A 26,519-nucleotide genomic window follows, 5' to 3' on the forward strand; every position below is an offset into this window, starting at 1 on the left:
AATCTGTAAGCGCTATTTTCTGTCATCCCCGCCGGCAATGGCCCTAGTAAAACAAGTTTGGTATGGGGCATCGAATCTCTAATCCACTGAGCTATGCGTCCTATTCCTGTTGCGATTTCTTCGGGTGTATCCCTGTCAAAATTATTAACACCTATTGTTACCACAATTACCAAAGGATCGGCCACCGTATAATGGCCATTTTTTAAGCGCCAAAGCACATTCTGTGTACGGTCTCCGGATATTCCGGCGCATTCCCATCTGTAGTCCGAAAAAGCTTTTTCAAAGGCCGCCTTCCCTGGCTTATGGGTAACATTCGGCCGATGGCCGGCAATGCCCTGAGTGATAGAATTACCTACGAAAAGTATATCCAGTTTCTTCCTTACGGTAAGCAACGAATCAATGTCGGATTGCTGCTGCCACCAGTCAGTGCCCCCTGTCCATCCTGCTCCAGAACGATATTCACTCCCCGGAATTGGTAGGGCGGCGAAGTTTGTCTTGTATCCTGCGGCCCTTAAGATAAAGTCTACAATGGGCGTTGGGTTAGCTAAGCTATGTGGGTGATGATTTACTTTTGGTTTATGGATGACAGTAATATTACCTCCGTTTTCTCTAACATATTTCTCGAAAGGCAGTGTGTTTTCATCAATTGGCACCACATTATCAGCGTCGCCCACGACATGTAAAATAGGAAATCCCAGTTTTGCGATTGTTATGGCTTTATCCAACGGGCTACCCGAAAATTGATTTGCCTGATTTTCGGTGAGGTTATAGTTCTTTTTAAATAGGTCCCAATCGTATTCACTTCCCTTGCTCTTTCCCTTTCCCCCTGGCCAACTCTTCAAATCGAGCACAGGAGCATCTGCATACACGCTAGCGACCTTGTCGGGATTATCCAGAGCCCAGTTGTATGCATATATGCCGCCGCGACTCATTGCCTCCAAAGTTACCTTTTCTGCAAAACCAAGTTTTCGCATATAGCTATAAAACCCGTTCCATAAATCGATCGATTCTTTGTTGCCATATAACTCACTCACGTCACAATACATCAAATGAAAACCCCTTTCCAACAGCGCTAGATCGGCCTGTGGCTCGTGGCCCCAAAAACGGGCTCGCCAGATCCAAGGAGCGCCTTCCGCTACCTTTTTTGGCTTTACTATTTTGCATTTGCGGCTATTGAAAACAAAGTCTGCACATTCAAAACCATGAAAGGAAGAAAGCTTTTTTTCTTCTCTTATTTTTGAAAACACATCAAAACCTCTTTTTCCCTTAAGCAGCACAACTTCGTATAATCTTTTTGCAATTACGCTTGCTCCCAGCGACGAAGGATGCACCAGATCCGGTAGCAACCCGGCCTCGTCAATGAAGAGACTATGAAGATCGATAATCTCGCTATTTGTTCGATAGGCAACTTCTTTTATGCGAGGAATGATGTCTTTGACAATCACCGGATCGTATATGCTCGTGCTGTCATTCAGAAAAGACGGTAAGGGTAACAACAGTACGATTCTCGGTTTGGTAGGCAACCTTTGGAAGGATTCTATAAGTTCAATATAGTTCTTTTTAAATTCGTCGTAGAAGGGACGGTTCTCCCCTTTGCTATCATTTGTACCCAATTTAATGAAAACGATATCGGGATTGCTGCCCAATACATCCTCGTATGCCTTGGTTTTCCAGTACGGTTTGTTGCCGTTTTTGAGCAATGTTGTTCCGCTTACCCCAAAATTTATCACCTCATAATCTTCTCCAAGCATATGTTGCAACTGTGCCGGATAACTATTTTTTTCTCTATTTACGACTCCCGAACCAAATGTAATGCTGTTACCCACGCAAGCTATGCGGAGCTTTTGTGCACTCGCGCAGAGAGAGAAGCAAAGCAGGCAGAAGAATATTAATTTTGTTTTGTAATGGTCCGATCTTTTCATCATCTAAAATATAAAATTATTCCTTGCTACTACAAGAGAGCAGCACTTATTCTTGTTATGGAAACTATTACTGTTGTAGAAACTAATCTATACCTCACGAATGTGTTCCGATCAAATTTTAAAAACGGTTACGTAACTAGGGAACAATAAATTGCTTCCCTTTATTCGACCACCAGCCATGTGTAACCTCCGGCTGGAATCTTAACAGTCAGAGTCACTTTAAAATTTCTGTCCAATTCGTATGTTGAGGATGCCCCTTCCTGCTCCCTGATATTTGCCGTTTTTGTAAGGCCCGTGTAGTAAAGCGGCAGTTGAATCTCGCGTTCCACATCTTGGGCTGTGGGATTGAAGAACATCGCTAAGGCCTTCTCCTTTTCACGCGGATTGACATGCATAATTCCGTCCCAGTCCTTTGCATCAGGTTTTCGCAAATGAATGATGTCACTATTAAGAATATTTCGATAACGTTTATACCATTGAATAACATTAATTACCAACTCTTTTGTTTCAGGACTGTCGTAGAGCCTTGGGCCTCGATAACAAGCTTGTATGCCCGCTCCGTAGTTCTGCATCATGTGCATTTCATACTCATAGATATGCTCGCTCAGTGGCTCGAGGGTTGCTTGTTTTCCTCCCCCTTGATATTCGACAAGAGGCACGAAGCTCCACAGTGATGAAGGTATTCGGTCCCAAGTTCCATCATAGTTGAGTTGACGCGCATGGATTATCTGGCGATCACGTGGCAAGGACCAGTTAACTTCCCTGTATCCAATACCAACTTTATTAGATCCGTTTAAAAAATAAAAGTCCGGGACGTTCATATAAATTCCGTTCTCCGACATCCAATGGTATAATTCAGTGATCTTCTGAAACTGTGCCTGCTGGGAGTCCGCCAGCCCCTTGTGGTGAGCGTGTGAGGTAGAAGCACAAAAATCGCCAGGATAAGAACCATCGTGTTCAAAACACATCATTCCGGTCTTTTGGAAGAAATATTTAATCTTTTCAAAATAACTATATCCCCAAGCACTTGCCAAGCAGGGCGAACTGCCGAATGTCATCCCCCCACGCTTACCCGTCTCGGGGTTAATGATATCAATATCTTCGCTTATCCACCTGCTGGCCAACAAAGAGTAGCAGCCCATATCTATTCCCTTACTTCTGGCGTAATCCACATACGCTTTATATTTAGCAATATTGGCCGCTGACGTATCCTCTGCATTCAGTCCTGAGCCGAAACTAAGAATGATCATTTCGTAGCCTGTAGAATCACACTGGTCAATTGCCCGACGCACGACATCTGGATCTGTAGACGTGAGATGCATAAAAATCGGATTCTCTGTTGTCCACGGTGCAATCGCACGGTACATTCGCCGTGTGAACAGACCTTTCCTCTCTCTGTCATCGCTATCAAAAGGCATCTCGTACACTCCAAATGATTTAAACACCTGTTCCGGTTCTACCGTATAACTTGGTCCATTTTCTGGCGATACCTCCAGTATGCAGGGCGTCTGGAGCAGATAGTTCCGCTGCGAGGTGTAGGCAGTATCCATAACCCATTTTTCTGTGATATCCGTTTCTTTTTCTGTAAATCCTCCTCCCGCTGCAAAATCGCTTTCTATGTGGATATTTGGCAACAAAAAAGAGGTCGGGTCGCCCCCGACTGGAGATTCACGTTCGGCAAACGCCAAATACTCCAATTGAAAAGCGTCGACGGTGAATGGACGTGATCCTTTGTTTATGACCTCCATCCGCTTGCTGATTACGGGAATATGGTCGTAAATCCCGAATATCAATTTAACATACACATCTTTCAGCTCTCTGTCCCCTCGTAGCGTAAATACTAATTCTTTACCAGAGGCGGAATTTTTGTTGAGTGCCCATCTTCGACGGCTCCACTCAATCCGCTCCGTCATGGGCCGTACCTCGAAATCCTCTATCAAAAACGATTCAGCGAGAGTAGACATTCCATCTAACCATTCTGACATTAGGTATCCCCGTTCCTGCTGCCCAGTTAGTCCTCCGATTTGCCATTTTTTCCCGTCAATAACAATACTCCCTTCGCTACTCGCTGCTCGAATCATCTCCTCGCCCAACATACGGTTCGTCAACTCAACTGTCGATAGATTAGGAAATATTCGGAACTTACGAGCAACCATACTATTGGCGAGGATGATATCTTTGCCGTCATCCGAAGCGTAAATTTGAGATGCCGACCTCTCGGGATCAATCAGCCAGTCGAATTTGGTACGTGAGGACCGCAAATCGCTCATTATTGGTAGCTCCGCTATCTTGCTCTTAAGCCTCTTCAAAACATCCGCAGACATTGCCCTGCCGTCCGACTGTTCCCCAACGTCTACTACCTCCGCATGCCCACCAAAAACCACCGGAGCTATCCACAAACTGTTGTCTCCGCTGGCGCCATCTGTTGTGGGTTCTACTATTAACTCAAGGAACTTTATGCCTTTGAGTGAAATATCCACTAATCGTGGATTTTCTCCTTGCCGCACGATGCCACTGTTAAAAACTTCTTTTCCATCGACCTTGATCAAAAAACGAGCAGATCCTTTATCAATTTTACCATCCTTGCCGATAATACCTACAAATTGCTTATGCCCCTGTTGGGATTTAAAGGCTATTTTTGTACCGTCGACCATCGGAATTATTTCCAATTCGTCATTTCCTAGGTTTACATTCGCGTCTGCAATACCCACCTTGGCCGTGAACCTTGTGGGGTTGCCCGAAAGTCGCAATTTGATAACGCTTTTTGCGTGAACGCCTAAAACTTCATTAAAAGGTAGGGAGCGAACATACGCGATTTCCCCTGCCACAGTCCTTCCAGATTGAGGTTTCCCATATTCCTGCCACGCTTTGGATAGGTCCAACGTTGTGAGTTTACTTACAACTTGTGCTGTTCCTGAAAACGAAAATAGCATGCACAGGACAGTTACAATAAAAAGATTCATCAATATTATTTTTGGTTTTATTTATAACAAACGGCGTCTATAATCAAATAGCTCAAACCCATTGCCCGCATGAAACGGAATATAGCATCGTTTGCACTCTTACTTCATATTACCTAAACAAGCGGTAGACGACCTCCCGCGACCGGCATAGCGTATCATGCCTAGCCGCAGAAGATTATCCAAAACAATTTTCACTTCAACAATATGTTAAAAGTCTTATATCTATTTCCATCCTGGATTCTGGCCCAATTTCGGGTTTAAAGCAACCTCTTCCAACGGGATCGGATACAGGTACATTTTGTCGTCCCATGTTCTTTTTTGTAGACCGGTATAAACACGAATATATGAATCGCTATTAACAACTATCCCGTTGACCTGTGCCTCCGGATATCTAGCTCGTAGTGCTGGTGTCAGCTTCATGCCTAGAATGGTTTCCGGACGTTCGATCCGCTCTCCGGCTTTCCAGCGCAACAGATCATCAAACCTAAATCCCTCATCGGCCAGCTCCACTCTTCGTTCTCTCCGAATCTCATCAATGAGTACTGGTACGTTCGGGAACGAAGAATTAGGATCTCTTCTAAGAGTCGATACAACCAGATTAGGCATACCAGCCCTTTTCCTTAACAAATTGATACTGTTATCGATATCACTTTGAACAGCCTCACCAAGTTCCGCTTTCGCCTCAGCATATATCAACAATATTTCTGCATACCGAAAAATAAAAAAGTCTAATGTAGACTGATTTGCCTGCCACATATTTGGATCGGAGCTACGCCCTTTTATTAACTGATATCCCGTATTCGCACTCGACGTTCCGATTCGCGGGAGATCAATAATATCCCTAGAACCGTCGCTATTTTGCAGTAAAATGAATCCTTTTGTTGCGATGGTCTGTTTCGCCCTTGGGTCGCGTTCGGCGAATTCATTTTCGGGAGTATCTTCTCCTTTGTAACGAGGGCTAAGGGCTGTAGGTAAGCCATCACTACACAGGTAATTCTGAACAAAATCTTTGCTATACCCAGTCCCGGATTCACCCAATGTACGGCTTATGTTATTCATTAAAATACTTTGTAGATACCTCCGACCCAGTATGGATTCAGGATTTCCATTAAGCTCCTGTTGTATAAATAGATTATAATAGTCTATCGCCGGCTCCCCCGTGGAATAAAGCGAATACTTGCCTGCATTCATGATCAATTGGGCTGCGCTAAGGGCTTCACGCAAGTACTCTTCACTGCCTTCAACATCAAAATATTTCCTTCTTGTCCCTTCCCATAAACAAATTCGCGCTTTTAACGCTGCCGCAGCGTACTTATGTAACCTTCCGGTTGAAACGTCCTCGGGAATGTTTTCGACAGCAAAATTCAAATCTGCCAATATAGAGTCCATAACTATATTACGTGGGGTCCGGGGGGCATAAAGCTCTTCGCTTTGTTCTGTAAGGTCTTTGCTGTACCAAGCTACGTCACCATACCGCTTAGACAATGTCCAATAAAACATAGCACGAAAGAACCGTACCTCTCCGGCATATTGATTTTTTATCTCCGCGGCGACGTCCGCGTTGTTATACCGCTGTAAAAAATAATTGACCTTCCGGATATTTGTCCAGTTATAATTCTCCGAATCATTGCCAGGAATCACGTATTGCCCAGCCAAAAAAGCGTTTATTCCATTGGGGACTTTGTCGTCTGATTGATTATCCTGAATGAAGTTTTGCGCAGGTAAAGAAGTGTAGAACTCATTTGCATAGAGCGCTAAATCCGTCTCATTCTTGAAAAAAGTAGGTTCTGAAATAGACGAAAGCGGTAACCTGTCCAAGTAACTGTCTTTATTGCAGGCAGCCAAGAATATCATCGAGCCAATTGTTACAATTGTTTTTAAATTTTTCATGTTGTAAATCATTAAGTCTTCAGTTAAAAGCCAAGCTGTAATCCAAAGGCAACGGATCTAGCCTGTGGTGCATCTTGAAAATTGAAAATTTCCGGATCAAAAGCGTCAAATAATTTGGTAAAAGTCAGAAGATTCTGGCCTGATATATATGCCCGCACGCGACCTAGTTTAACCTTTTCCGTCCATACTTCTGGCAACGAATAACCCAATGTCAATTGCTTAACCCTCAAATAGGCAGCGTTCTGTAAATACCCCGTTTGCATTTGTGAGTTACCTCCGTTCCCAAACCGTAAACGAGGAAAATAGGCATCGCGGTTGTCAGGTGTCCAATAATCCTTTGCATAAACAAATGGTACGTTCCACTCACTGGTGAAGCCCCAAAACGCACTATTGCTAATCCATGTGTCTCTTTTTCCGACCCCCTGCAAAAACATGGTAAAATCGAATCCCTTGTAATTTAGTCCAAAGTTCATCCCGAAAGAATACCGTGGTGTAGTGTTCCCGATGATCTTTCTATCCCCCGGATTACTAACTGTATTATTCCCAAAATCAATTGTCCCGTCGCCATTAAGATCAACATAGCGGACATCGCCAGGACGCCAGCTACCACCCCAGACCTTTGACTGGTCTGGTGCTGCGTCGACCTCTTCCTGGCTCTGGAATAAACTTTGCGTCTGGAATCCCCATATCTCACCGTCCAATTTTCCTTGGTACCAGTCGTTGAATAACTTAGTTGTATTCATCGGATATTTTGTAAGTTTCGCATGATTATCCGACAGGGACAAAAGGATATCATAAGAAAGATCTTCCCCTATACGATCATTCCAACCTAAGCTGAGTTCCCATCCTTTGGTAATCAAGGTACCAGCATTTTGATTTGGTGCCGCAGTGCCCAGTACAGCAGGAAGGGGTGCGCCAGTTATAAGCATATCCCTTGTCCGTCTTTCATATACGTCAAAACTGCCTGTCAGCCGATTATTAAGCAAGGCAAAGTCTAATCCAAAGTTTGTTGTAGCCGATTTCTCCCAAGTGAAGTCATTACTAACTAACCCCGGCGCACCAACACTGACGCCTGTCTGATTACCGAAAATATAACCAGTACTATTGGTAACCGGCAAGGTAGCCAGATATGGATAAAAATTCGATACCGAGTATAACGCATCTTTATTAAATCCTTGATTTGGTAACTCCCCGTATGATCCCCTAATTTTCAAATCATTGACAACATTTTTAATCCCTTCCATAAACTTTTCCTCAGATAATCTCCAACCTACGGACACAGAAGGTGTAAATACAGTCCTTTTTTCTGGGTAAAAACGGGATGAACCATCATAACGGCCATTTACTTCTACCAAGTACTTATTGTTAAATATATAGTTAAGCCTAAAAACCGTCCCTAGTAATGCCCATTCGTTTTCTGCCCCAGATATAAGCGGCCTCGGGTCGTTGTTCAAATTGATAGCAGGTTTCGTTGGATCCACTAGATTGTTTGCGAATACCCCTAACCGCTTATATTTACTGCTTTCCCGGTTCACACCTAGCATTGCTTTAAAATAATGCTTTGCTGCAAAGGTGTTTTCATAGGTCGCAAAAGCGTTTAGAGCAAAATAATTATGATTATCTATAGTTTCCGACACCGATGCCGGGCTTGTCCAAGGAAAAGTACCCAGTAGGATACCGTCTACGCCGTATTCTTTAAAGGGAATCTGATGACTCTGCCCAAAATTGTTGTAAGCATTCCAGGTATAATCTGCATCGATGGAGAGATTCTTTAATGGCTTTATCTTTACCCCTCCAGTTAGCCAAATATCGTTGGAATAACGCTTCCGCTTTCCATTGTTCGCAGCGACCGCAAACGGGTTGGTAAAACTCCCTTGTCCCGAAAAATTGCCATCCGGATGCCTGATTGGCATAATAGGTCGTAAATCCCCAGAAATCCACCCTGATGACGTGCCTCCTGTCACTACGCCAGCAGCTTCTCTGTCGCTTATGTGCGTCATCGCAAAATTTCCGGTTAAGGTCAGCCACTCAGTAACATCCGAGTTTACTTTCATTGATGGATTTAAACGTTGGTATTTCTGCCCGGCTTCTTTAAATAGACCCTTTTGCTGCAAGTAACCCAGCGAGGCTATAACTGAAGTCGCCCCACGTCCCCCTTGTAAAGATAAGTTATGCCGCTGCATAGGCTCCCACCCGGGGTATTGCTCCTTAATCCAGTCGGTATTGCCGACATAACGATACTTAGCAGGGTTAGCGGGATCTATGTATACTGGTAAGTTATTGACCGGATCGAAAAAGTACGCCGCAGCGCGTATCGAATCTTCTTCAGTAAAGCCCTCACTTGCCGTAATTCCCCCGTCTTGCCCATTTCGATTAGCTTCACGATGCATGCGTATATAATCGATGGAATTAATATATTCTGCCATCTTCGTCGGTCGAGATACTGTAAATTCCCCTGAGTAATTGATCTGGGGAGTCTGACTCTTCGGATTCTTTGTTTGGATTAGTATTACGCCATAGGCTGCCCTGCCTCCATATATAGCTGCCGCTGCCGCATCTTTCAGTACCGTAACGCTCTCTACATCGGAGGGATCTATCGAGTTAGGATCGCGTTGCACGCCGTCGACTAAAACCAGAGGCGCTGCGGTACCCCCGTTTATGGAACCTGTACCCCTAATATTAAAAGACGAACCTGTTCCTGCTTTGCCGTTCGCCGAAGATATATTAAGATTTGGTACAAGTCCTTGCAAGCCTTGCCCTAGGTTACTAATAGGACGATCGGCAAGACGCTTTGCGCTTACAGTGGATACGGCTCCAGTTAGGTTGACCTTCTTCTGCGTACCGTAACCAACCACGACCACTTCGTCCAGATCGCTACTAAGTGCCTGAAGGATCACGTTTACCTCTGTTTTCCCTTTTACAGAAGATTCTAATGGTTTATATCCAACTGAGCTAAATACGATTATCGAATTTTCGTTTGGTATTTCCAGCGAGAATTCTCCCTTTATATCGGTGCTTGTTCCTTTCGTGCTTCCTTTTATTAAAACGCTGATTCCGGAAAGCGGTTGTCCGTTTATATCGCTCACGCTACCATGAACCGTGCGAGATTGATTTATTCCAGTTTGCACTTTTTTAAGTGGCAATTGAGACGAGTTCCGTCGAGTAATGGCTATGGATCGGCCTTTTATTTCGTAGTTTAATGGTCGAGAAGATAGTAGTTCCTCTAGCGCTTCAGGCACACTTTTGTTGCGAACGTTGATAGAGATCGGCATAATGTTTTTCAAGTCGGCATCATCATAAATGAATGTGTAACCCGATTGTTTACTGATTTCTATCAACAAATTCTTCAATTGGGCGCGATCCCTTTCCAGGTTAATACGCTGAGCCAGCACGTTACCCATTGAAATCATTATAGATGTAAAAAATAGGGCAATGGTCAGTTTTATTCCCAAATATCCCTGGTTAGCGTTCAGATACTTGTTATGGTATCTCATATGTTTTCTTTTCATTTTCTAGTTCATAAACAATACGGTCACGATATCGACGGTCTGGCTTCCAAGATTGGTCGGCATAGATCTTGACGAGTATTGGTGGGTTTATAAGTTTTGGTTAATTAACGGGTCACAACTCTCGAAAGCAAGTCGTCGTGCCAAATTCGGGAGTACATTTTAATTCATAGCAACTATCCTCCTTCCTTTTCTTATGAACTTTATTTCCGTCTTAAGTTCAATTGCCTGTAGGACTTCCGATAACTTCGCATCTCTAGGAACAATAGCCGACAGACGACGTTCTCCATGTGTTCCCATATCCATTTGAACATCATACCATCGCTCTATCTTGCGTGCGTATTGACTGAGGCGCTCTTCGTTGAGTATATATAAGCCATCTTTCCAAGAAGAGATATCTTCGACACTAGCCTTTCTTACTTGTATAAACTCACTATCTCCAATTATCGCCTGCTGTCCGGGACGAAGTATGGCCTCGTTAGCAGATATCGTGTTCTTCACGCGGAGACTGCCTGATGCTAACGTGATAAATGTTTCACCGTTATCACGATACGCGTCAATGTTAAAACTTGTCCCTAATACCTCGATCTGTTGGTTATCACTTTCCACAACAAAAGGCTTCTGTGCGTCCTCTGCTACCTCGAGATAAACTTCTCCCGTAACCCGAATGATTCGCTTCGCGCCGTGGAAAACTGTAGGATAACTTATAGAGGAAACTGCATTTAGCCAAGCTTTTGTACCGTCAGGTAGGGTAACCTTAAACTGTCCCGCAATAGGCGTGGAAAGCGTAACAGTTTTCTCTTTTTCCACTTCGGCAACAGTTGTGCCATCGGCATATCGTAAAACAGTCCCCTTTGAGATCAATCCCTCTCTCTGATTGTTGAGTTCAATGGTAGGCTGTCCATCAATCGATAGAAGAGCTCTATCCGTACCCGGAAGAATATCTGTGGTTATAACTGGGTTCTGTACTATTTCATTTTCTTCTTTCGTATTAACAGTCCATAATACAGCAAGCGTCACAACAGTTAATACAGCGGCAGCAGCCGCAGGAATATAGCCTTTAAATCTAGCTTTTTGAGCAGGAATCTTTTCCAGCTTTTTCTGTAGCTCTACAAAATCGGCAATAGTCTCCTTATCCGGAAAATCACTTACGCCTTTGTTAAGTGAGAGGTACCATTCTTCTATCAGCGCTATTTCCTGTTCAGAGCACTTGCCATCAATATATTTCTGCAAGAGGCTTCGTGCCTTGTAATGATTTAGTTTCGTCATGTTATGTCTGTTTGTTTGTTTAACTATAAGACGGACAACACGACGACAGGGGGGCTATAAAAACTTACAAATAAGAAAAAAAATAACCCAGAGTAGACCGCTAAGTTTAATACGTAATAGGCGCAGAGCATCCTTAATGTAACCGCGAACGCTATGCTCGGAAAGATTTAGTTGTGCGGCAATCTCTTTATGGCTAAGGTATTGTTTGCGGCTAAGTTCGAAAACTTCGCGCACGCGGGGTGAAAGTTTCATTAAAACATGCTCTATCTGCTCTTGGAGCAGTTTTTCCCGTAACAGATGATCCGTGTCCGCAGGTCTGTAGCTCGGTTCGAAAGATTGGGATTCCAAAAACGTCGTTTTAGATTGTTCCTTAGCAAGGTAGTCGATTATCCTGTAGCGGATAGCGGCGTATAGGTAGGATGATATTTTTCCCTGGATATTTAGATGTTCGCGCTTTTGCCAGATAGTAGTGAATAGATCGTGAACGATATCTTTTGCAACTTCCCGATCGCGCACCTTTTGCGCGGCATGTAAGTAAAGCAGCGCATAATATCTTGTATAAAATGCCTCGAAGGCGATTATGCTTCCCTGTTGCAGCTCCTGTAACAGTACTTTCTCATCAATCTCTGGCGGATCATATATGGTCATCTAGCAGACAATATTACTAAACAAAGTATAGTTCGACAAATACAATATTGAGAAAATTAATCATAAGAAGAGCTATATCTTGAAACCGATTATACGTAAAACACTACAAATAAACAGGTTAAAAATAACTATTGGAAAAACTCTTTGTCGTATCGGGTAGATAAGTATCAATTATGGTTTAGTTACGCTAACCTGCCTTCTTTTTTCGTAACTTTTTTCGTAACTTTTTTGGATGATGGCTTTACCCGAGACTGCGTTTCCGAAAAACGTTGGCCAGGTTGAGATATTTAAATCCTTAACGCTTTCCGACCCATAACCAAAAAATAATAGCGAATTTCTGCAACAGAAAATTTAAGCAAACGATTGATCAGCAATGAGCTATTTGCAGGTAAATTCTATTTATATACCTTTAAGAACGGAAAGAGTTTCCAATGTATAAGTCCTATCTTTTTGTAATGAAACACCAATTCTATTTTGTAGCTATACTTCATTTCATCTTCGTCGCTCTGTTCACGGAGCTCTATGCGCAGCCATCACAAAAAAGGCCAAATGTTGTCATGATTTACGTCGATGATCTAGGGTATGGTGATCTAAGCTGCTATGGTGCAAAAGCGATCAGTACACCAAATATTGACAAACTGGCTGTTAACGGCATAAAATTTAAACGAGGGTATTCAACATCTGCAACATGTACCCCGTCCCGCTTTGCGCTTATGACAGGAATATACCCGTGGCGTGAAAAAGGACATGGAATCTTACCTGGAGACGCCGCTCTTATTATTCCTCCCGATAGCATTTCACTGCCTAAAATATTTAAGAATGCAGGATACCAAACAGCTGTTGTGGGTAAATGGCATTTAGGGCTTGGGGACGAAATAGAAAAAAATTGGAACAAAGAGATTCGCCCTGGCCCTAACGAAGTAGGATTTGATTATTCATTTATCTTTCCCGCGACGGCAGACCGTGTTCCGACGGTATTCATGGAGAACGGCCGTGTATTGGGGTTGGACAAAAATGATCCTTTGCAGGTAAGCTACAGGAAAAAAGTCGGGCTTGAGCCTACAGGAAAGGAAAATCCCGAATTGCTTAAACTACGATCGTCGGTCGGCCATAACCAAACTATAGTCAATGGTATTGGCCGTATCGGGTATATGGCCGGAGGAAAACTAAGCCGTTGGACCGATGAAGAGCTGGGCTCGGCATTCCTGTCCAAAGCGCAGCATTTTATCATGCAAAATGAAAAAGAACCATTTTTCCTATTTTTCGCACCTCATCAGATCCATGTGCCTCGTGTCCCGTCCACTATTTTTAAAGGTAAAAGTACTTTAGGATATCGTGGCGACGCAATTTTAGAGCTCGACTGGATTGTGGGCGAGCTAATGAAGCAACTAACAGAACTCGGTTTAGATAAAAACACGATGATCATTCTAAGTAGCGATAACGGCCCAGTGCTAGACGACGGCTACGCAGATCAAGCTAAAGAACTTAACGGCACACATACCCCAGCTGGGGGGCTCCGAGGATGGAAGACAGATATCTACGAAGGAGGCACTAGGGTCCCATTTATTATAACTTGGCCAGGTAAAATCGACCCCGGCGAATCGGAAGCAATGATCTGCCAGATTGATCTTATTGCAAGTTTCGCGGCTCTACTAGGTCAAAAAATACCTGACGGTGAAGCTTACGATAGCAAAAATATATTACAAGCGCTTTTAGGAAAGTCCTCAAACGGAAGAGAAACACTTGTCCTAGAAGGATATGGAAATTTAGCACTCATCCAAAATGGTTGGAAGTACATTCCGGAATTTCGACAGCAAGAGGAACAGCTGTTTAACTTGGAAAAGGATTTTTCGGAAAGCGTAAACTTGGCGCCTTCCGAGTCTCCAAGGGTAATACAAATGAGCAAACTTCTAGAGAGCATAAAAAAACGGTAGCTATATCCGTCAGAGATAATCAGCCCAAAAAGGATTTATTTTAGCGACTATTAATCTGCGTCAGAAATTTCTGCTGGACATATCTATGTTTAAACGCTCCCGAATAGCTTTGCGTTATGGTACTGCTGTTTGTATCTTTAATTCCTCGGGATGCCACACAAAGATGATCCGCCTCTATCCACACGGCGACATCCTCATGCCCCAATGCATCCTTCAGCTCATTAGCGATCTGTACTGTTAATCGTTCCTGTACTTGTGGTCTTTTAGCATAATACTGTACTAATCTATTGATCTTCGATAGACCAATTACGGCACTATGAGGGATATAGGCTACATGTACTTTGCCTATTATCGGGACAAAGTGGTGCTCACAGTATGAATAAAGAGTAATATTTTTTTCCACAAGCATCTCGTCGTAGCAGTACCGGTTGTCAAAAAGGCTGATTGTTGGTTTGTTCCTTATATCCAACCCACTGAAAGCCTCGTTGACATACATTTTTGCAACGCGGAGCGGAGTGTTCCTCAGGCTGTCATCGGTCAAGTCTAGTCCTAGTGTCGACATGATTTCACCAAAAAGTCCCGCTATTTTTTCAATTTTTTCCTGTTCGGTAAGATCAAATGCGCCATCGTGCAAAGGCGTATCTGTAACAGAATCCATTAATGTATTATTGAAATCATCTGCCATCGTTATAAAGCGTAATTAGTTCGGTGTCCAATTATTTTTTTCATCACGCGATCGACCATTGCATCGCAATAAATCAAATTGAATTCGTACAGATCAGATGCTGAATATGCTTTTTCCAGCTCCTTTCGTAACGTAGATTTGGCTCTATTGAGCCGTACTTTAACGTTGCCTTCGCTGATGTTGAGAATCTCCGCTGTTTCGGACACATTAAGACCATTTATTTCTCGTAACGAGAAAACTATGCGGTAATTTTCAGGTAGCCTTTCTACGGATTTTTCAATAACGAAACCTAGTTCGTGACTATGAATCGGCTTATTAGCATCATTGTCGGAATTATTAAACATGGGACGTAAATTTTCATTAATACTTTCCTGGGGCTGTTCATTTTTATAACTGTATTTTTTCTTTTTGCGATAACAGTTATTAAGCATAATACGGATGATCCAAGTTTTAAAATTTGACCGTTGCTCAAATTGGGATAAGCCCTTGAAAGCATCGACGTAGGTGTCCTGCATCAGGTCTTGAGTGTCCTCATGGTTGAAGCGATAGGATCGACCCACCTTATATAGGCAAAAATTGAATCGCCTTACAATAAGCTCGTATAGCACTTTTTCGCCCGCCAAAATACGGTTGATGATTTCTGTTTCAGTTAATTGGTCGTCGTGTTGCATTACTATTTTATTGTTTTGGACAATCTCGCCATTGAGAAAGCTGAAATTGACATAACCATATCGCGAACAGCGACATCGACGTAGTGGAAATTAACAAATAATGCCAACGCAATCGAGGCAAGCCAAACGGCAACGATATATCCACCAATATAGGAATTTTTAAACACTACAATTCCTGCTACTATTTCAATGATCCCTACAATCATCATAAAGGCCTGCCTAGATAACGGTAGGAGTTCAACCATTTCTGGACTGAGATATTGCTGCCAGTCGGTCAGCACATTAGTAAACTTATCTGCACCTGCCACAATAGGCACAACGACAAAAGTATACTTTAGTAGCGTAAATATCTGTTTTTGAGTTTGATCTGGTGTATTTTTCATAATATTATAATTATCGTCTATACTAGGTTAGGGTAAGCGATGATCCAAAAGGTTACACCAAGATTTTTTTTCGAGGCAAGGCTCATTTAATCGGACTTGTATTCATATTCCGAATAAATAATAGATTTAACACATCCTCATTGAGATTAAATACAAATGGCTCGCTAGTAGGCGTTGAATAAAAATGACTTCCTACCTAAATTAAGCCAACTCTTACACGCTCAAACGATAGAACGATTATTTTTATGCTGTTATATAAATCTTTCGCTTTCCTCGCTAATGTGATATACCTCACCGGAAAGATCTAGTAACCAACTGGATAAAACTATAGAAGACATGATAACATAAATCGAAAAAAAACATTCAATCTGTTTTAGATATTCACTAATTACTATTAATCGTTTATCCAAAAATTCTAATGATGCTCCTTTTTTAGATAAACTCAAAACCCTGTTGGGATTTCGATCGAACAGACCCTTATATCTAGAGTAGTTCTCATATAATCGTTTTATATTACTTTAAGGAAAGGAAGTGAGGTGTTTCTATAATTTTTTTCTCCTTTGTGATATACCAAAATTTTAACATTGTAGGTTCCATCTGTCTTTTTTTGGTGTTCATAAACCTTTGCGCTTACGGTTGCCGTAATCATTTTCATTAACACGCAAAATCTCTGTGTGCCGTATTTGGACCGGTTTTACGTGAGATATAAAAAAATCATGCAAAACAGCGAAGTTCCTAAACAACCCTAAGGAATGTAAAAGCCGTTTTACGCAAGTGTAAACGGCTTTTTTAGAAAGTGACCCCGCTGAGGCTCGAACTCAGGACCCACAGATTAAGAGTCTGTTGCTCTACCAACTGAGCTACGAAGTCATTGTGACAAATGTAAGGTCAATCAAAACAATTATCAACAGTTTTTTCGACTTTTTTTCGTCACTTAATCGTATTGATTGATATTCAAACCCCTTAACGGATTTCCTGTTTTAACACATTTGCCAATTCCTCATTAGAAACTCGAAAAATAGTACCATGTCGAAGACCATCGGGAAATGCTAATTTGCTGGATACATCCTCCCAAGTGTGAAGATCTTTGGAACGTATAACGCCAAATCGATTATCAGTATATCTATCAAAATAGACGGTCCAATAGTCGTCTATTTTCCAAACTGTAGGTCCTTCTGCCCAATAATCACCGGTTATTGGTTCTCCTGCTTGAGAATAAGGCCCTGTAAGCTTATCGGCATAGGCGATCTTAATATTTTTCTGAGCAGGAACCCGCGTTTCGTCTTTAATAAACATGACCCACTTATTACCGTTGGGCTTAATCGTAGCATCAATGCAATTGAACCCTGGCTCATATAGAAGCTTTGTATCAGAAAAAGTGCTAAAATCTTTTGTAGTAACATAATACATTCGGTGATTGTAGCGATTATCTTCTTGAACCTGCGTTTCTGGATATAATCCTTCTATCGTCGTTGCCCAATATATCATGTACTCTTCGTTTACTGGGTCATAAGTGATTTCTGGAGCCCAAGTATTACGTGCGTCGGCTTCGTGCTCCATAACGGGAATATAGAGCTGATCAGACCAGTCTACTAGATTGCTTGAGCTGGCGTAGCCGATTCCTTTTTGCGTCCAGCTGACCGTCCAGACCATATGAAATTTATTATCCTTCCCGCGGATAATACAAGGATCGCGCATCAATTTATCGGGGCTCAGTGCCGGGGTGAGAAAAGAGGGGCTCCTTTTAATTGATTCCCACTTGAATCCATCCTTGCTATACAATAGATGTAACCCGTCTTCTCCATTCCCTACGAAGTAGGAAAACATATATATGCTATCATTTTGTGCAAAGACGGCGGGAAATCCACAAAGAAATAGGAGTATCGAGCACAAGATATTTTTCATATTAGGAGTAAGCTTAGCTGATTAACGATGTTTTACAAGTTTACGATTTTTTATTCAAAATTTGGTGTAATTTTGCTTTCAAACACCGGCAGAAATGGAAACTCCAGACACCGCTCTTCTCGGAGCAAATTACGACAACAAAACGCGCATTCGAATTGCCGTTTCTCTCTTTTACTTCGGGCAAGGGCTCGCTTTCGCAAGTTGGGCCAGTCGAATTCCGATCATCAAAGAATCCCTTCAACTTTCTGATGCTCAACTTGGAACAATCCTATTGATGCTCCCTGTCGGTCAGCTTATTACGATGCCAATTTCAGGAAAGCTTGTTAGTAAATATGGCAGCGACCGAATTCTACCCTTTGGTGTCGCCGCATATATAATGGTACTATGTTCTATCGCTTTTGCAAACAATGCGTGGCAGCTGGGCCTTTGCCTGCTTTTATTCGGTATTATTGGAAATATTTGTAATATATCAGTAAATACTCAAGGTGTTCTAGCGGAAGGTGTATATAAGAAATCTATTATGTCCTCCTTTCACGGATCTTGGAGTATCGCGGGCTTCACAGGGGCATTGATCGGCCTTTTAACGTTGAATTTAGATATCTCTACATCGTTGCACTTCCTTATTGTTTCCGTCCTTATTTTTGCCAATATATTCATCAATAAAAACTATTTAGTGGGAGACAATTCCTCCAGTACAGAAAAGAAATCTTTTTCTTTTAAACCAGATAAGTTATTGGTATCGCTGGGGGTAATCGGATTTTGTAGCATGGCCACCGAGGGTGCAATGTTCGATTGGAGTGGAGTATATTTCCATGATATCGTTAAAGCGCCCGCAACTCTTACCACGATAGGATACGCTTCATTCATGGTCATGATGGCACTCGGTAGATTTGCTGGCGACGCAGTTATCGGTCGGATTGGTCGCAAAAGGACGCTTCAAATAAGTGGTGTTCTCATGTTTGTAGGAATGATGACCGCAGTACTCTTTCCGAGTTTAATCCTCTGCACTTTGGCTTTTATGCTCGTGGGGATAGGTGTGGCCTGTAATATCCCTTCTGTATATTCAGTCGCCGGCAAACATAAAACAATATCGTCCGGTGTAGCGCTTGCGATGGTATCTAGCGTAAGTTATTTAGGGTTTCTCATGGGACCTCCATTGATTGGTTATATCGCGGAGCTATTCAGCCTTCGTTACTCATTCGGAGTATTCGCGTTCTTCGGACTATTAATGTTAGTTCTAACAACACGACTGAAAGCATTCAATAACGAATAATCTGGCTTAAATTACTTGATATTATCATTCATCGGGCTCACAAATTCGTCCAACAAATAGCAAAAAAGGTATGTGTCAATAACGATCAAACAGTCCCTTTGTTTTTAATAAGCATGGTAGGGAGAACAACTGTTTGGAAGTCTTCTACAGGATATTTAGATTCAATTTGTGCTATAAGTAGTTCGGCGGCCCGCTTACCCATTTCGAATGCGGGCTGCTTTATCGCCGTAATTGAGGGAGAGAAGATATTGAACACCTTGGAATTGGTGAAACCAGCTACTGTAATTTTTTGAACATCTATATCCAGGCGTTCCTTTATTGCCTGCAAGTAACCGGTGGTTAATTTATCCCCCGAGATAAAAATAGCATCGTAACTCTGCTCAGAAAGTTCAGACACTGCTCTTTCAATCTCATCTTGATGTAGCCCCCCGTATGCACAATATTTTACCAGCTCTGGATAAAAGGGTAAATTATTGGCCTGAAGCCCTTTCTTGAACCCCTCTAAACGTTCCGAAGTTATAGATAGACTATGTATACCTGTCAAATGAGCGATTTTTTTGTTCCCTTGTGAGGCTAGATAATTAACCGCTTCGAATCCACCTTGCCTATTATCGGCAATGACCTTATGGGAAGATATTCCGTTGGGTACGCGGTCAAAAAACACGATAGGGAATCCCCGATCCATGAGCTTTTTCAAATAGGATACGTCTGCGGTTTCTGCAGACATAGCCATCAATAGACCATCCGTCGAACGGGAGAAAAGGTGCTCTACATTAAGTTTTTCGCGCTCGGCCGATTCATGAGTCTGAGAAATCACTACCTGATAATCTTTGCTATATGCGACAGATTCTATACCATCAATAACCTGTGAGAAGAAGTTATTGGCGATCTCGGTTACAATGATACCTATACTATTGCTTTTGCGTTCCTTAAGACTTCTAGCTATAGGATTAGCACGATAATTGATCTTTTGCGCATAGTCCATTACCAATTTCTTGGTCTCAGCGCTAATTTCATAGCTATCGCGTAGGGCCCGAGAAACTGTCGAAGTCGATAGGTTCAGTGCCTTTGCAATATCTTTAATGGTATAGTTTTCGAAAGCCATATTAGGTAAAAATAGATAATTATACCTAAAAAAACACAAGAAAGCGAAGGAAGGCTTATATTAAGAAAAGAACAGGGGCGGCCAGCAACCGACCCCTGCACCTAACTATGTAACTAAAAGATGTATTTTGTGCTTAAGAAATTTGAACTGTGATCACCAACGATCTCGTTCAGTAATTTCTTGTTGCTTTCACTATTTTTTGTTGCCACTAACGACCGAATAGAGAATGAACGCAGTGCATCAACTACCGAGAGGGTGCCTTCAGCACTGTCTTTACGCCCTGTGAAAGGAAATGTATCGGGTCCCCGTTGACATTGACTATTTACATTCACGCGGCTCACTTGATTTACCAGCGGATCGATAAGCGACGATATTACAGCGGCATTGTTACTGAAAATACTCACCTGCTGTCCATGTGAGGACTCTATTAAATATTCAATAGGTTCCTCTAAATCATCAAACGGTACGACCGGAATTACAGGACCAAATTGTTCTTCCCGATAGAGTTTCATTTGAGAATTCACCGGATAAACGATGGCCGGATAGAAGAAGGATTCTAATGTTTTGCCACCATTTTCATTGACAACTTTTGCACCATATTTCTTCGCATCTTCGAGGCACTCCGTTAAATAGGCTGGTTTATTGGGTTCCGGTACAGGCGTAAGCGCAACCCCCTTTTCCCAAGGCATTCCGTATTTCAACTTAGCTACTTCAGCGCTTAAACGCTTTAAGAACTCTTGCGCGATACTGCGGTGGACGTAGACAATCTTTAAAGCCGTACAACGCTGCCCATTAAAAGAAAGCGAACCCAGAACCGTCTCGGAGACAGCTAGATCTATGTCTGCATCCTTAGAGATGATCGCCGCATTTTTGGCATCTAGCCCTAAAATTGCGCGCAGTCTATTAACTTTTGGATGTAATTTCTTTAATGAGTCTGCAACTCGGCTTGACCCGATCAAAGTAAGAACGTTGATCTTTCCAGACTGCATCAGTTGCGGAACAATTTTATTTCCCCTTCCATAAATAGTATTGACTACTCCTTTTGGAAAGCTGCTACGGAAGGCTTCGAGAAGGGGGTAATGCAATAATGTACCGTGTTTAGGCGGTTTGAAAAGAAGTGTGTTCCCCATTATTAGCGCAGGAATTAGCGTGGTAAAAGTTTCATTCAACGGATAGTTGAATGGGCCCATACAGAGTACCACACCTAGAGGTGAACGGCGAATCTGCGCAATGATCCCTTGCTCTATCTGAAAACGCGAAGAATCACGGTCAATATCCTTAAGCGCATCAATAGTTGCATAGATATATTCGACAGTACGATCAAACTCCTTTATAGAATCAGAAAACGATTTTCCTATTTCCCACATGATAAGCTTGACAACGATGTCTTTCTTCTCAATCATCTTCTGTGTGAACTCTTCCACGCAAGCTATTCTGTCAGCCACACTCATTGTCGGCCAGACGCCACGACCATTGTCGTAGGCATTCACAGCGGCATCTAGCGCTTCCATCGATTCTTTTTCGGTACAGACCGGGTAGCTTCCAATGCGCTTTCGCTGTAGTCCGTCTTTTGTCTTCACACATACTGGTGAGAACACTTCGCTAACCTGGCCTGACCACGGCAACATCTCGCCGTTGGAAAGGAACTCACGCTGGTCAATCTGCTCCAGCAGGGCATATTCCTCCGGGATGTCTTCTTCCCGGTAGAATATCCGCTCTAAATCTACTTCCATTTTTGTTTTAAAATATAGGGTGATAAAAATTAGTCATTCTGTTAGTCTTTAATCATCTCCATCCGTGGTACTAGAGACTTCATCACAAACCACGCTATTAGATATGCTACCGCACAGAAAGAGAATACGATAAAATAACCGGCCTCTTCCCCTTGAAATCCCATAAACTTCATTTGCGTTTGCCCTGCATGGTCAAAAAGCAATCCTGATCCGTAATTGATAAAAGTAGAGCCGACACCGCCTGCAAGCCCACCAATTCCGGTTACCGTAGCAATCATTCTTCGCGGAAACATGTCCCCCACAGTCGAGAAGATGTTTGCAGACCATGCTTGGTGGGCTGCCGCTGCGAAACCGATTAACAGTACTGGAACCCAGTAGCTGATGTGCCCTAATGGCTGAGCCACTAAAACAATGAGCGGAATAAAAGCGAAGATCAACATGGATCGCATACGACCTTGGTAGGGGTCTAATCCTTTTTTCTCCACGAAGTATGTTGGTAACCATCCTCCAATAATTGAGAGTAGGGTGATTAGATAGAGTACAAAAATCGCAAGCTGCCCTTCGGTATCGGAAGATTTTATATCGTAGACAGACGACAAATAGGCTGGCATCCAGAAAAGAAAGAACCACCAAACACCGTCTGTCATAAACTTACCAAAAGCGAAAGCCCAAGTCTGTTTGTATTTAAATGCACCGCGGAGGGACACTTTTTTCGCCTTTTGACCAGCGGCTGGCTCAGGCTCGTGGTCATTGTCCTGCATAATATATTCGAGCTCCGCTTTATTGACTTTTGGATGTTCGTGTGGCTTTCTATACATAAAATTCCAAAATCCCATCCATACGAAGCCTAACGCACCGATGATAATAAACGACATTTCCCATCCCCACGTCTCAGCTATCACAGGAATTGTTAACGGCGCCGCTAACGCTCCCACTGTAGCGCCAGCATTAAAAATACTTGTTGAAAGAGCACGATCTTTCTTGGGAAAATATTCAGCAGTAGCTTTTATTGCGGCCGGAAAATTCCCTGCCTCTCCTACAGCTAGCACAAACCTGGCGAAGATGAAAAGGACAACACTCACATTAATCACGCGGCTGACATCGTTCACTGTTGCGATAGCTTCTTTCGCTCCATGGAAGCCGACAAACCATTCTCCAGCAACAATCCCTGAGGTTGCAATACCACAAAAAGCGTGTAGAACCGCTCCGATAGACCATACGCCTATGGCCCATAAAAATCCTTTTTTTGTATCCAACCAGTCAACTAAGCGACCAGCAAAAAGCATACTTACCGCGTAGAAAATAGAAAACAATGCGGTTATAAGACCATAATCACTATTGGTCCAGTGGAATTCTGGACTTATGAAATCTTTCCATGTTAGCGAGAGAACCTGTCGGTCCATATAGTTTATTGTGGTCGCAAAAAACAGAAGCATACAGATCGACCATCTGTAATTGCCCTTTTTAACATTAGTCATTGGTATAGTTTATAAGGTTCAAATAATAGTTATCATGAGTTAGGTAGGTTGAGGCAAGAACTAGCTCCTTGCCTGTTGGACCAGATCTAGTGCCTCCTTTGTTCTCTCTGTCAGTCCATTCGTATCTTTAGGGTTAATCAGTTTGCTTCCCATTCCTACGGCAAATACCCCCGCTTTGAACCAAGCAGAAAGATTCTCGATCTCTAAATCAACACCTCCTGTGGGCATGAACAGCTGCCCCTTAAAAAGCTCACGAATGGCCGTCAGAAATCCAGGGCCTAGAATATTGGCCGGAAAGAGCTTGATAAGTCCCGCTCCCGCTTGCTGGGCAAGAGCAATTTCTGTAGGGGTCATACAACCAGGCACCCATAAAAGGCCGGCCTGATGGGCGAGTTCTCCGACCTGGGTATTAACCGTCGGAGCGACGATGAAATCAGCTCCGACATTAATAAAATCACGCGCTTGCTGCTCGGTTTTGATAGTACCTATACCCAAATAGAGGCCCGGCATATTTTTATTACGTGCCGCAATAAGAGCTTTAAACACGTCTAGAGCCTCTTCACCGCGATTAGTGAATTCAAACACGCGGATCCCACTTGCGTACAAGTTCTGCACAATAGCAACGCTTTCCTGCGCCTGAGCGTGGTAAAAAAGAGGGAGCATCCCTTGATGCTGTATAGCTTCTAATACTTCGTTTCTTTTAGTCATGTTGTATTCTTTTTTCTATTTCCGACACCGAACTGGACGTTGCATCGCTGGCAATAAATAGTTTATCATAGGCCGCTGCGGTCGCAAATTCGAGCGTATAATTAGGATCTCTCCCTTGATAAAATCCGTAGATCAATCCTGCCATAAAGCAATCTCCACTACCGACTTTATCTACTATAGATTTTGAAAGGTACTCATTTGAAACCAAAAGACTGTCCTGTGCCTTAAGGGTAGTAAAATATTTTATCCCTGTTTGAGCATAGTCAAAACGAAAAGTATTTGCCACATATTTGCAGTTTTCAAAACGCTGCTGTAGCTCGATGCTTGTACGTTTGGCCTGTTCCAAGAGAGCTTGCTTTGGATATTCATCTTTAACCTCTAGAAACTGCTCATCCAAGTCTGTCCCTAACATCAAATTCGCAGCCCAAATATTACCCATGATCAGATCACAGTATGCAGCAAGGACAGGCATAACCTCTATCGGCGTTTTACCATATTTCCAAAGCTTAGCTCTATAATTGAGATCCAATGAAATACGAATGTTGCGCGCCTTAGCTTGTTTAAGAGCTTCCAAGCACATATCCGCGACGTTCTGATTTATTGCAGGACATATCGCGGAGAAATGAAACCATTCTATGCCATCAAGCAAGACGTCCCAATTGATGTCTTCAGCCGATAACGTTGCAAAGGATGATCCTGCGCGATCGTATACCACTCCTGCATTTTTTACATCTTTACCTTTTGGCAAGTAGTAAATTCCAAGTCGATCCCCGGACCAGTGCATACGCGAAACATCAATCCCTTTATCTTGCAAATTCGAAGCTATATCATGACATATAGCGTTATCGGGCATAGCCGAACTATACGCACTAGGCAGACCCCATTTTGAAAGGGCTGTGGCAACATTGAGCTCTGCGCCACCCACATAGAAAGGGAGAACACCACTTTCAACCCAATTGGAACTTGTATCTGGCGAGATCCGCAAAAGAATCTCACCGAAATTCAAAATTTTTGCACCACCCATCACTGTTAAAAGTTGAAGTAATTTTTAGCGTTATGATAACTTATATCGCTAATAATTTTTCCAATCCATTCCAGATCGTTTGGCAATTCACCTTTTTGCACATCCTCCCCGAAGATATCACAGAGTAAGCGGCGAAAATACTCATGACGTGGGAATGATAGAAAACTTCGTGAATCTGTAAGCATCCCTACTAAACCACTAATTAATCCCATATTCGACAGCGCATTTATTTGTTTAGTCATACCGTCTTTCTGATCCAAAAACCACCATGCTGATCCAAATTGTATTTTTCCTTTTATTTTGCCGTCATTGAAGTTTCCGATCATGGTAGCAATAAGTTCATTATCTGCAGGGTTCAAATTGTAAAGGATCGTCTTCGCTAGCTGGTCCGTACTATCTAATTTATTTAAAAATTTGGATAAACTGCGCGCTTGGCTGAAATCCCCAATAGAATCATATCCCGTGTCGGGGCCGTTTATACGAAGCATGCGTTCGTTGTTGTTACGCAGTGCGCCAAGGTGGAACTGTTGCACCCAACCTTTTTCGTGATCCCAACGCGCAAAGGCGATGAGCATTGCCGATTTAAATTTTAGGTTCTCTGTATAGGTAATCTGGTCGCCGCTCCGGATCTTTTGGAATACCTGCGCGATTTCGTCCTGCGTATAGTCCTCCGCATATATTTGCTCTAGCCCATGATCCGAGACTGAACATCCATTTTCTGCAAAAAAATCATGACGTGCTTTTAGAGCCGCGAGGTACCCCTCATAGGTTTCAATATTGCTGCCTGCTACCTTCTCCAGCTTGGAAATATAGGCATTAAGCGCCGGTATGTCATCTGCATTCATCGCTTTATCAGGACGGAATGCAGGGAGCATTTTGAAGCTTTCGTCTTCTCGAGCGAACTGCTGATGATATTCAAGGGAATCTATGGGATCATCGGTCGTACAGACAACCTCGACATTCATTCTTTTAAGAAGTCCGCGCACCGAATACTCTGGTGTTGCAAGAAGCTCTGCTGTCTGATCATATATCTTTTCTGCTGTTTCAGGCGAAAGAAGCTCGGTGATACCAAAGTAACGCTGCAGCTCCAAGTGCGTCCAGTGGTAAAGCGGATTGCGCATCGTATAAGGGACCGTTTCTGCCCATTTCAAAAATTTCTCCTTGTCAGTGGCGTCTCCCGTTATGTATTTTTCATCTACACCATTCGCGCGCATTGCTCTCCATTTATAATGATCACCATTGAGCCACACTTGGGTGATATTCTCAAATCGACTGTTGTTAGCGATTTGCTCTGGAATTAAATGGTTATGATAGTCAATGATCGGCTGATTCTTTGCATACTGATTGTACAGATCCTGTGCCGTTTTACTATTTAATAGAAAATTATCGTCTAGAAAATTCTTCATGTCTTACGTCTGTATA

Annotated in this window: 18 protein-coding genes and 1 tRNA gene; 2 read left to right on the forward strand and 17 right to left on the reverse strand. The window is 42.7% G+C overall.

Annotated features, from left to right (window positions below; translation table 11 throughout):
- The 6 genes from HP439_RS02125 to HP439_RS02150 all read right to left on the reverse strand — a co-directional run.
- Positions 1–1,925, reverse strand: a 1,925-nt coding sequence (locus tag HP439_RS02125) for a GDSL-type esterase/lipase family protein (protein WP_172388699.1), incomplete at its 3' end; no start/stop codon positions are given.
- Between the two features lie 158 nt (positions 1,926–2,083).
- The gene (locus HP439_RS02130) at positions 2,084–4,885 is read right to left on the reverse strand and encodes an NPCBM/NEW2 domain-containing protein (RefSeq protein WP_172388700.1); all 2,802 of its coding nucleotides are present in this window, start codon (positions 4,883–4,885) and stop codon (positions 2,084–2,086) included.
- Between the two features lie 222 nt (positions 4,886–5,107).
- Positions 5,108–6,775: a RagB/SusD family nutrient uptake outer membrane protein gene (locus HP439_RS02135; RefSeq protein ID WP_172388701.1), complete on the reverse strand. Its 1,668-nt coding sequence runs from the start codon at positions 6,773–6,775 to the stop codon at positions 5,108–5,110.
- Between the two features lie 23 nt (positions 6,776–6,798).
- The gene (locus HP439_RS02140) at positions 6,799–10,269 is read right to left on the reverse strand and encodes a TonB-dependent receptor (protein WP_216657744.1); all 3,471 of its coding nucleotides are present in this window, start codon (positions 10,267–10,269) and stop codon (positions 6,799–6,801) included.
- 174 nt (positions 10,270–10,443) lie between these two features.
- A complete protein-coding gene (locus HP439_RS02145; protein ID WP_172388702.1) occupies positions 10,444–11,550 on the reverse strand; it encodes a FecR family protein in 1,107 nt (368 codons plus the stop codon).
- 54 nt (positions 11,551–11,604) lie between these two features.
- Positions 11,605–12,198: an RNA polymerase sigma-70 factor gene (locus HP439_RS02150; RefSeq protein WP_172388703.1), complete on the reverse strand. Its 594-nt coding sequence runs from the start codon at positions 12,196–12,198 to the stop codon at positions 11,605–11,607.
- 455 nt (positions 12,199–12,653) lie between these two features.
- Between HP439_RS02150 and HP439_RS02155 the strand changes: the two genes are divergently transcribed.
- The gene (locus HP439_RS02155) at positions 12,654–14,132 is read left to right on the forward strand and encodes a sulfatase family protein (protein WP_172388704.1); all 1,479 of its coding nucleotides are present in this window, start codon (positions 12,654–12,656) and stop codon (positions 14,130–14,132) included.
- A gap of 40 nt (positions 14,133–14,172) precedes the next feature.
- Here the strand turns inward: HP439_RS02155 and folE are convergent, their stop codons facing one another.
- The 5 genes from folE to HP439_RS02180 form a co-directional block, all read right to left on the reverse strand.
- A complete protein-coding gene (gene folE / locus HP439_RS02160) occupies positions 14,173–14,817 on the reverse strand; it encodes a GTP cyclohydrolase I FolE (RefSeq protein ID WP_172388705.1) in 645 nt (214 codons plus the stop codon).
- Between the two features lie 2 nt (positions 14,818–14,819).
- Positions 14,820–15,488, reverse strand: a complete 669-nt coding sequence (locus HP439_RS02165; RefSeq protein ID WP_172388706.1) for a sigma-70 family RNA polymerase sigma factor — start codon at positions 15,486–15,488, stop codon at positions 14,820–14,822.
- A 2-nt stretch (positions 15,489–15,490) separates the two neighbouring features.
- A complete protein-coding gene (locus HP439_RS02170) occupies positions 15,491–15,871 on the reverse strand; it encodes a hypothetical protein (RefSeq protein ID WP_172388707.1) in 381 nt (126 codons plus the stop codon).
- Between the two features lie 797 nt (positions 15,872–16,668).
- Positions 16,669–16,741: transfer RNA gene (locus HP439_RS02175), tRNA-Lys, on the reverse strand.
- A gap of 93 nt (positions 16,742–16,834) precedes the next feature.
- The gene (locus HP439_RS02180; protein WP_172388708.1) at positions 16,835–17,776 is read right to left on the reverse strand and encodes a glycoside hydrolase family 43 protein; all 942 of its coding nucleotides are present in this window, start codon (positions 17,774–17,776) and stop codon (positions 16,835–16,837) included.
- Positions 17,777–17,870: 94 nt separating this feature from the next.
- Here HP439_RS02180 and HP439_RS02185 point away from each other — a divergent pair, with 94 nt between their 5' ends.
- Positions 17,871–19,049, forward strand: coding sequence for an MFS transporter (locus tag HP439_RS02185; protein ID WP_172388709.1), 1,179 nt, complete (start codon positions 17,871–17,873; stop codon positions 19,047–19,049).
- Between the two features lie 85 nt (positions 19,050–19,134).
- Here HP439_RS02185 and HP439_RS02190 read toward each other — a convergent pair whose 3' ends face one another.
- The 6 genes from HP439_RS02190 to uxaC form a co-directional block, all read right to left on the reverse strand.
- Positions 19,135–20,154 (reverse strand): LacI family DNA-binding transcriptional regulator, encoded by a 1,020-nt coding sequence (locus tag HP439_RS02190; RefSeq protein WP_172388710.1) that lies wholly within the window; start codon positions 20,152–20,154, stop codon positions 19,135–19,137.
- Positions 20,155–20,267: 113 nt separating this feature from the next.
- On the reverse strand, positions 20,268–21,887 hold the full coding sequence (locus tag HP439_RS02195; RefSeq protein ID WP_172388711.1) for an NADP-dependent glyceraldehyde-3-phosphate dehydrogenase: 1,620 nt from the start codon (positions 21,885–21,887) through the stop codon (positions 20,268–20,270).
- Between the two features lie 41 nt (positions 21,888–21,928).
- Positions 21,929–23,365 (reverse strand): MFS transporter, encoded by a 1,437-nt coding sequence (locus tag HP439_RS02200; protein ID WP_172388712.1) that lies wholly within the window; start codon positions 23,363–23,365, stop codon positions 21,929–21,931.
- Between the two features lie 60 nt (positions 23,366–23,425).
- Complete coding sequence (locus HP439_RS02205; RefSeq protein WP_172388713.1) at positions 23,426–24,073, reverse strand: bifunctional 4-hydroxy-2-oxoglutarate aldolase/2-dehydro-3-deoxy-phosphogluconate aldolase; 648 nt, start codon at positions 24,071–24,073, stop codon at positions 23,426–23,428.
- Positions 24,066–25,097, reverse strand: coding sequence for a sugar kinase (locus HP439_RS02210; protein WP_172388714.1), 1,032 nt, complete (start codon positions 25,095–25,097; stop codon positions 24,066–24,068). The genes HP439_RS02205 and HP439_RS02210 overlap by 8 nt, the downstream gene beginning before the upstream one ends.
- 5 nt (positions 25,098–25,102) lie before the next feature.
- Positions 25,103–26,503: a glucuronate isomerase gene (gene uxaC, locus HP439_RS02215; RefSeq protein ID WP_172388715.1), complete on the reverse strand. Its 1,401-nt coding sequence runs from the start codon at positions 26,501–26,503 to the stop codon at positions 25,103–25,105.
- Between the last annotated feature and the right edge of the window lie 16 nt (positions 26,504–26,519).

Source organism: Sphingobacterium shayense, assembly GCF_013179575.1.
Taxonomy (GTDB): domain Bacteria; phylum Bacteroidota; class Bacteroidia; order Sphingobacteriales; family Sphingobacteriaceae; genus Sphingobacterium; species Sphingobacterium shayense.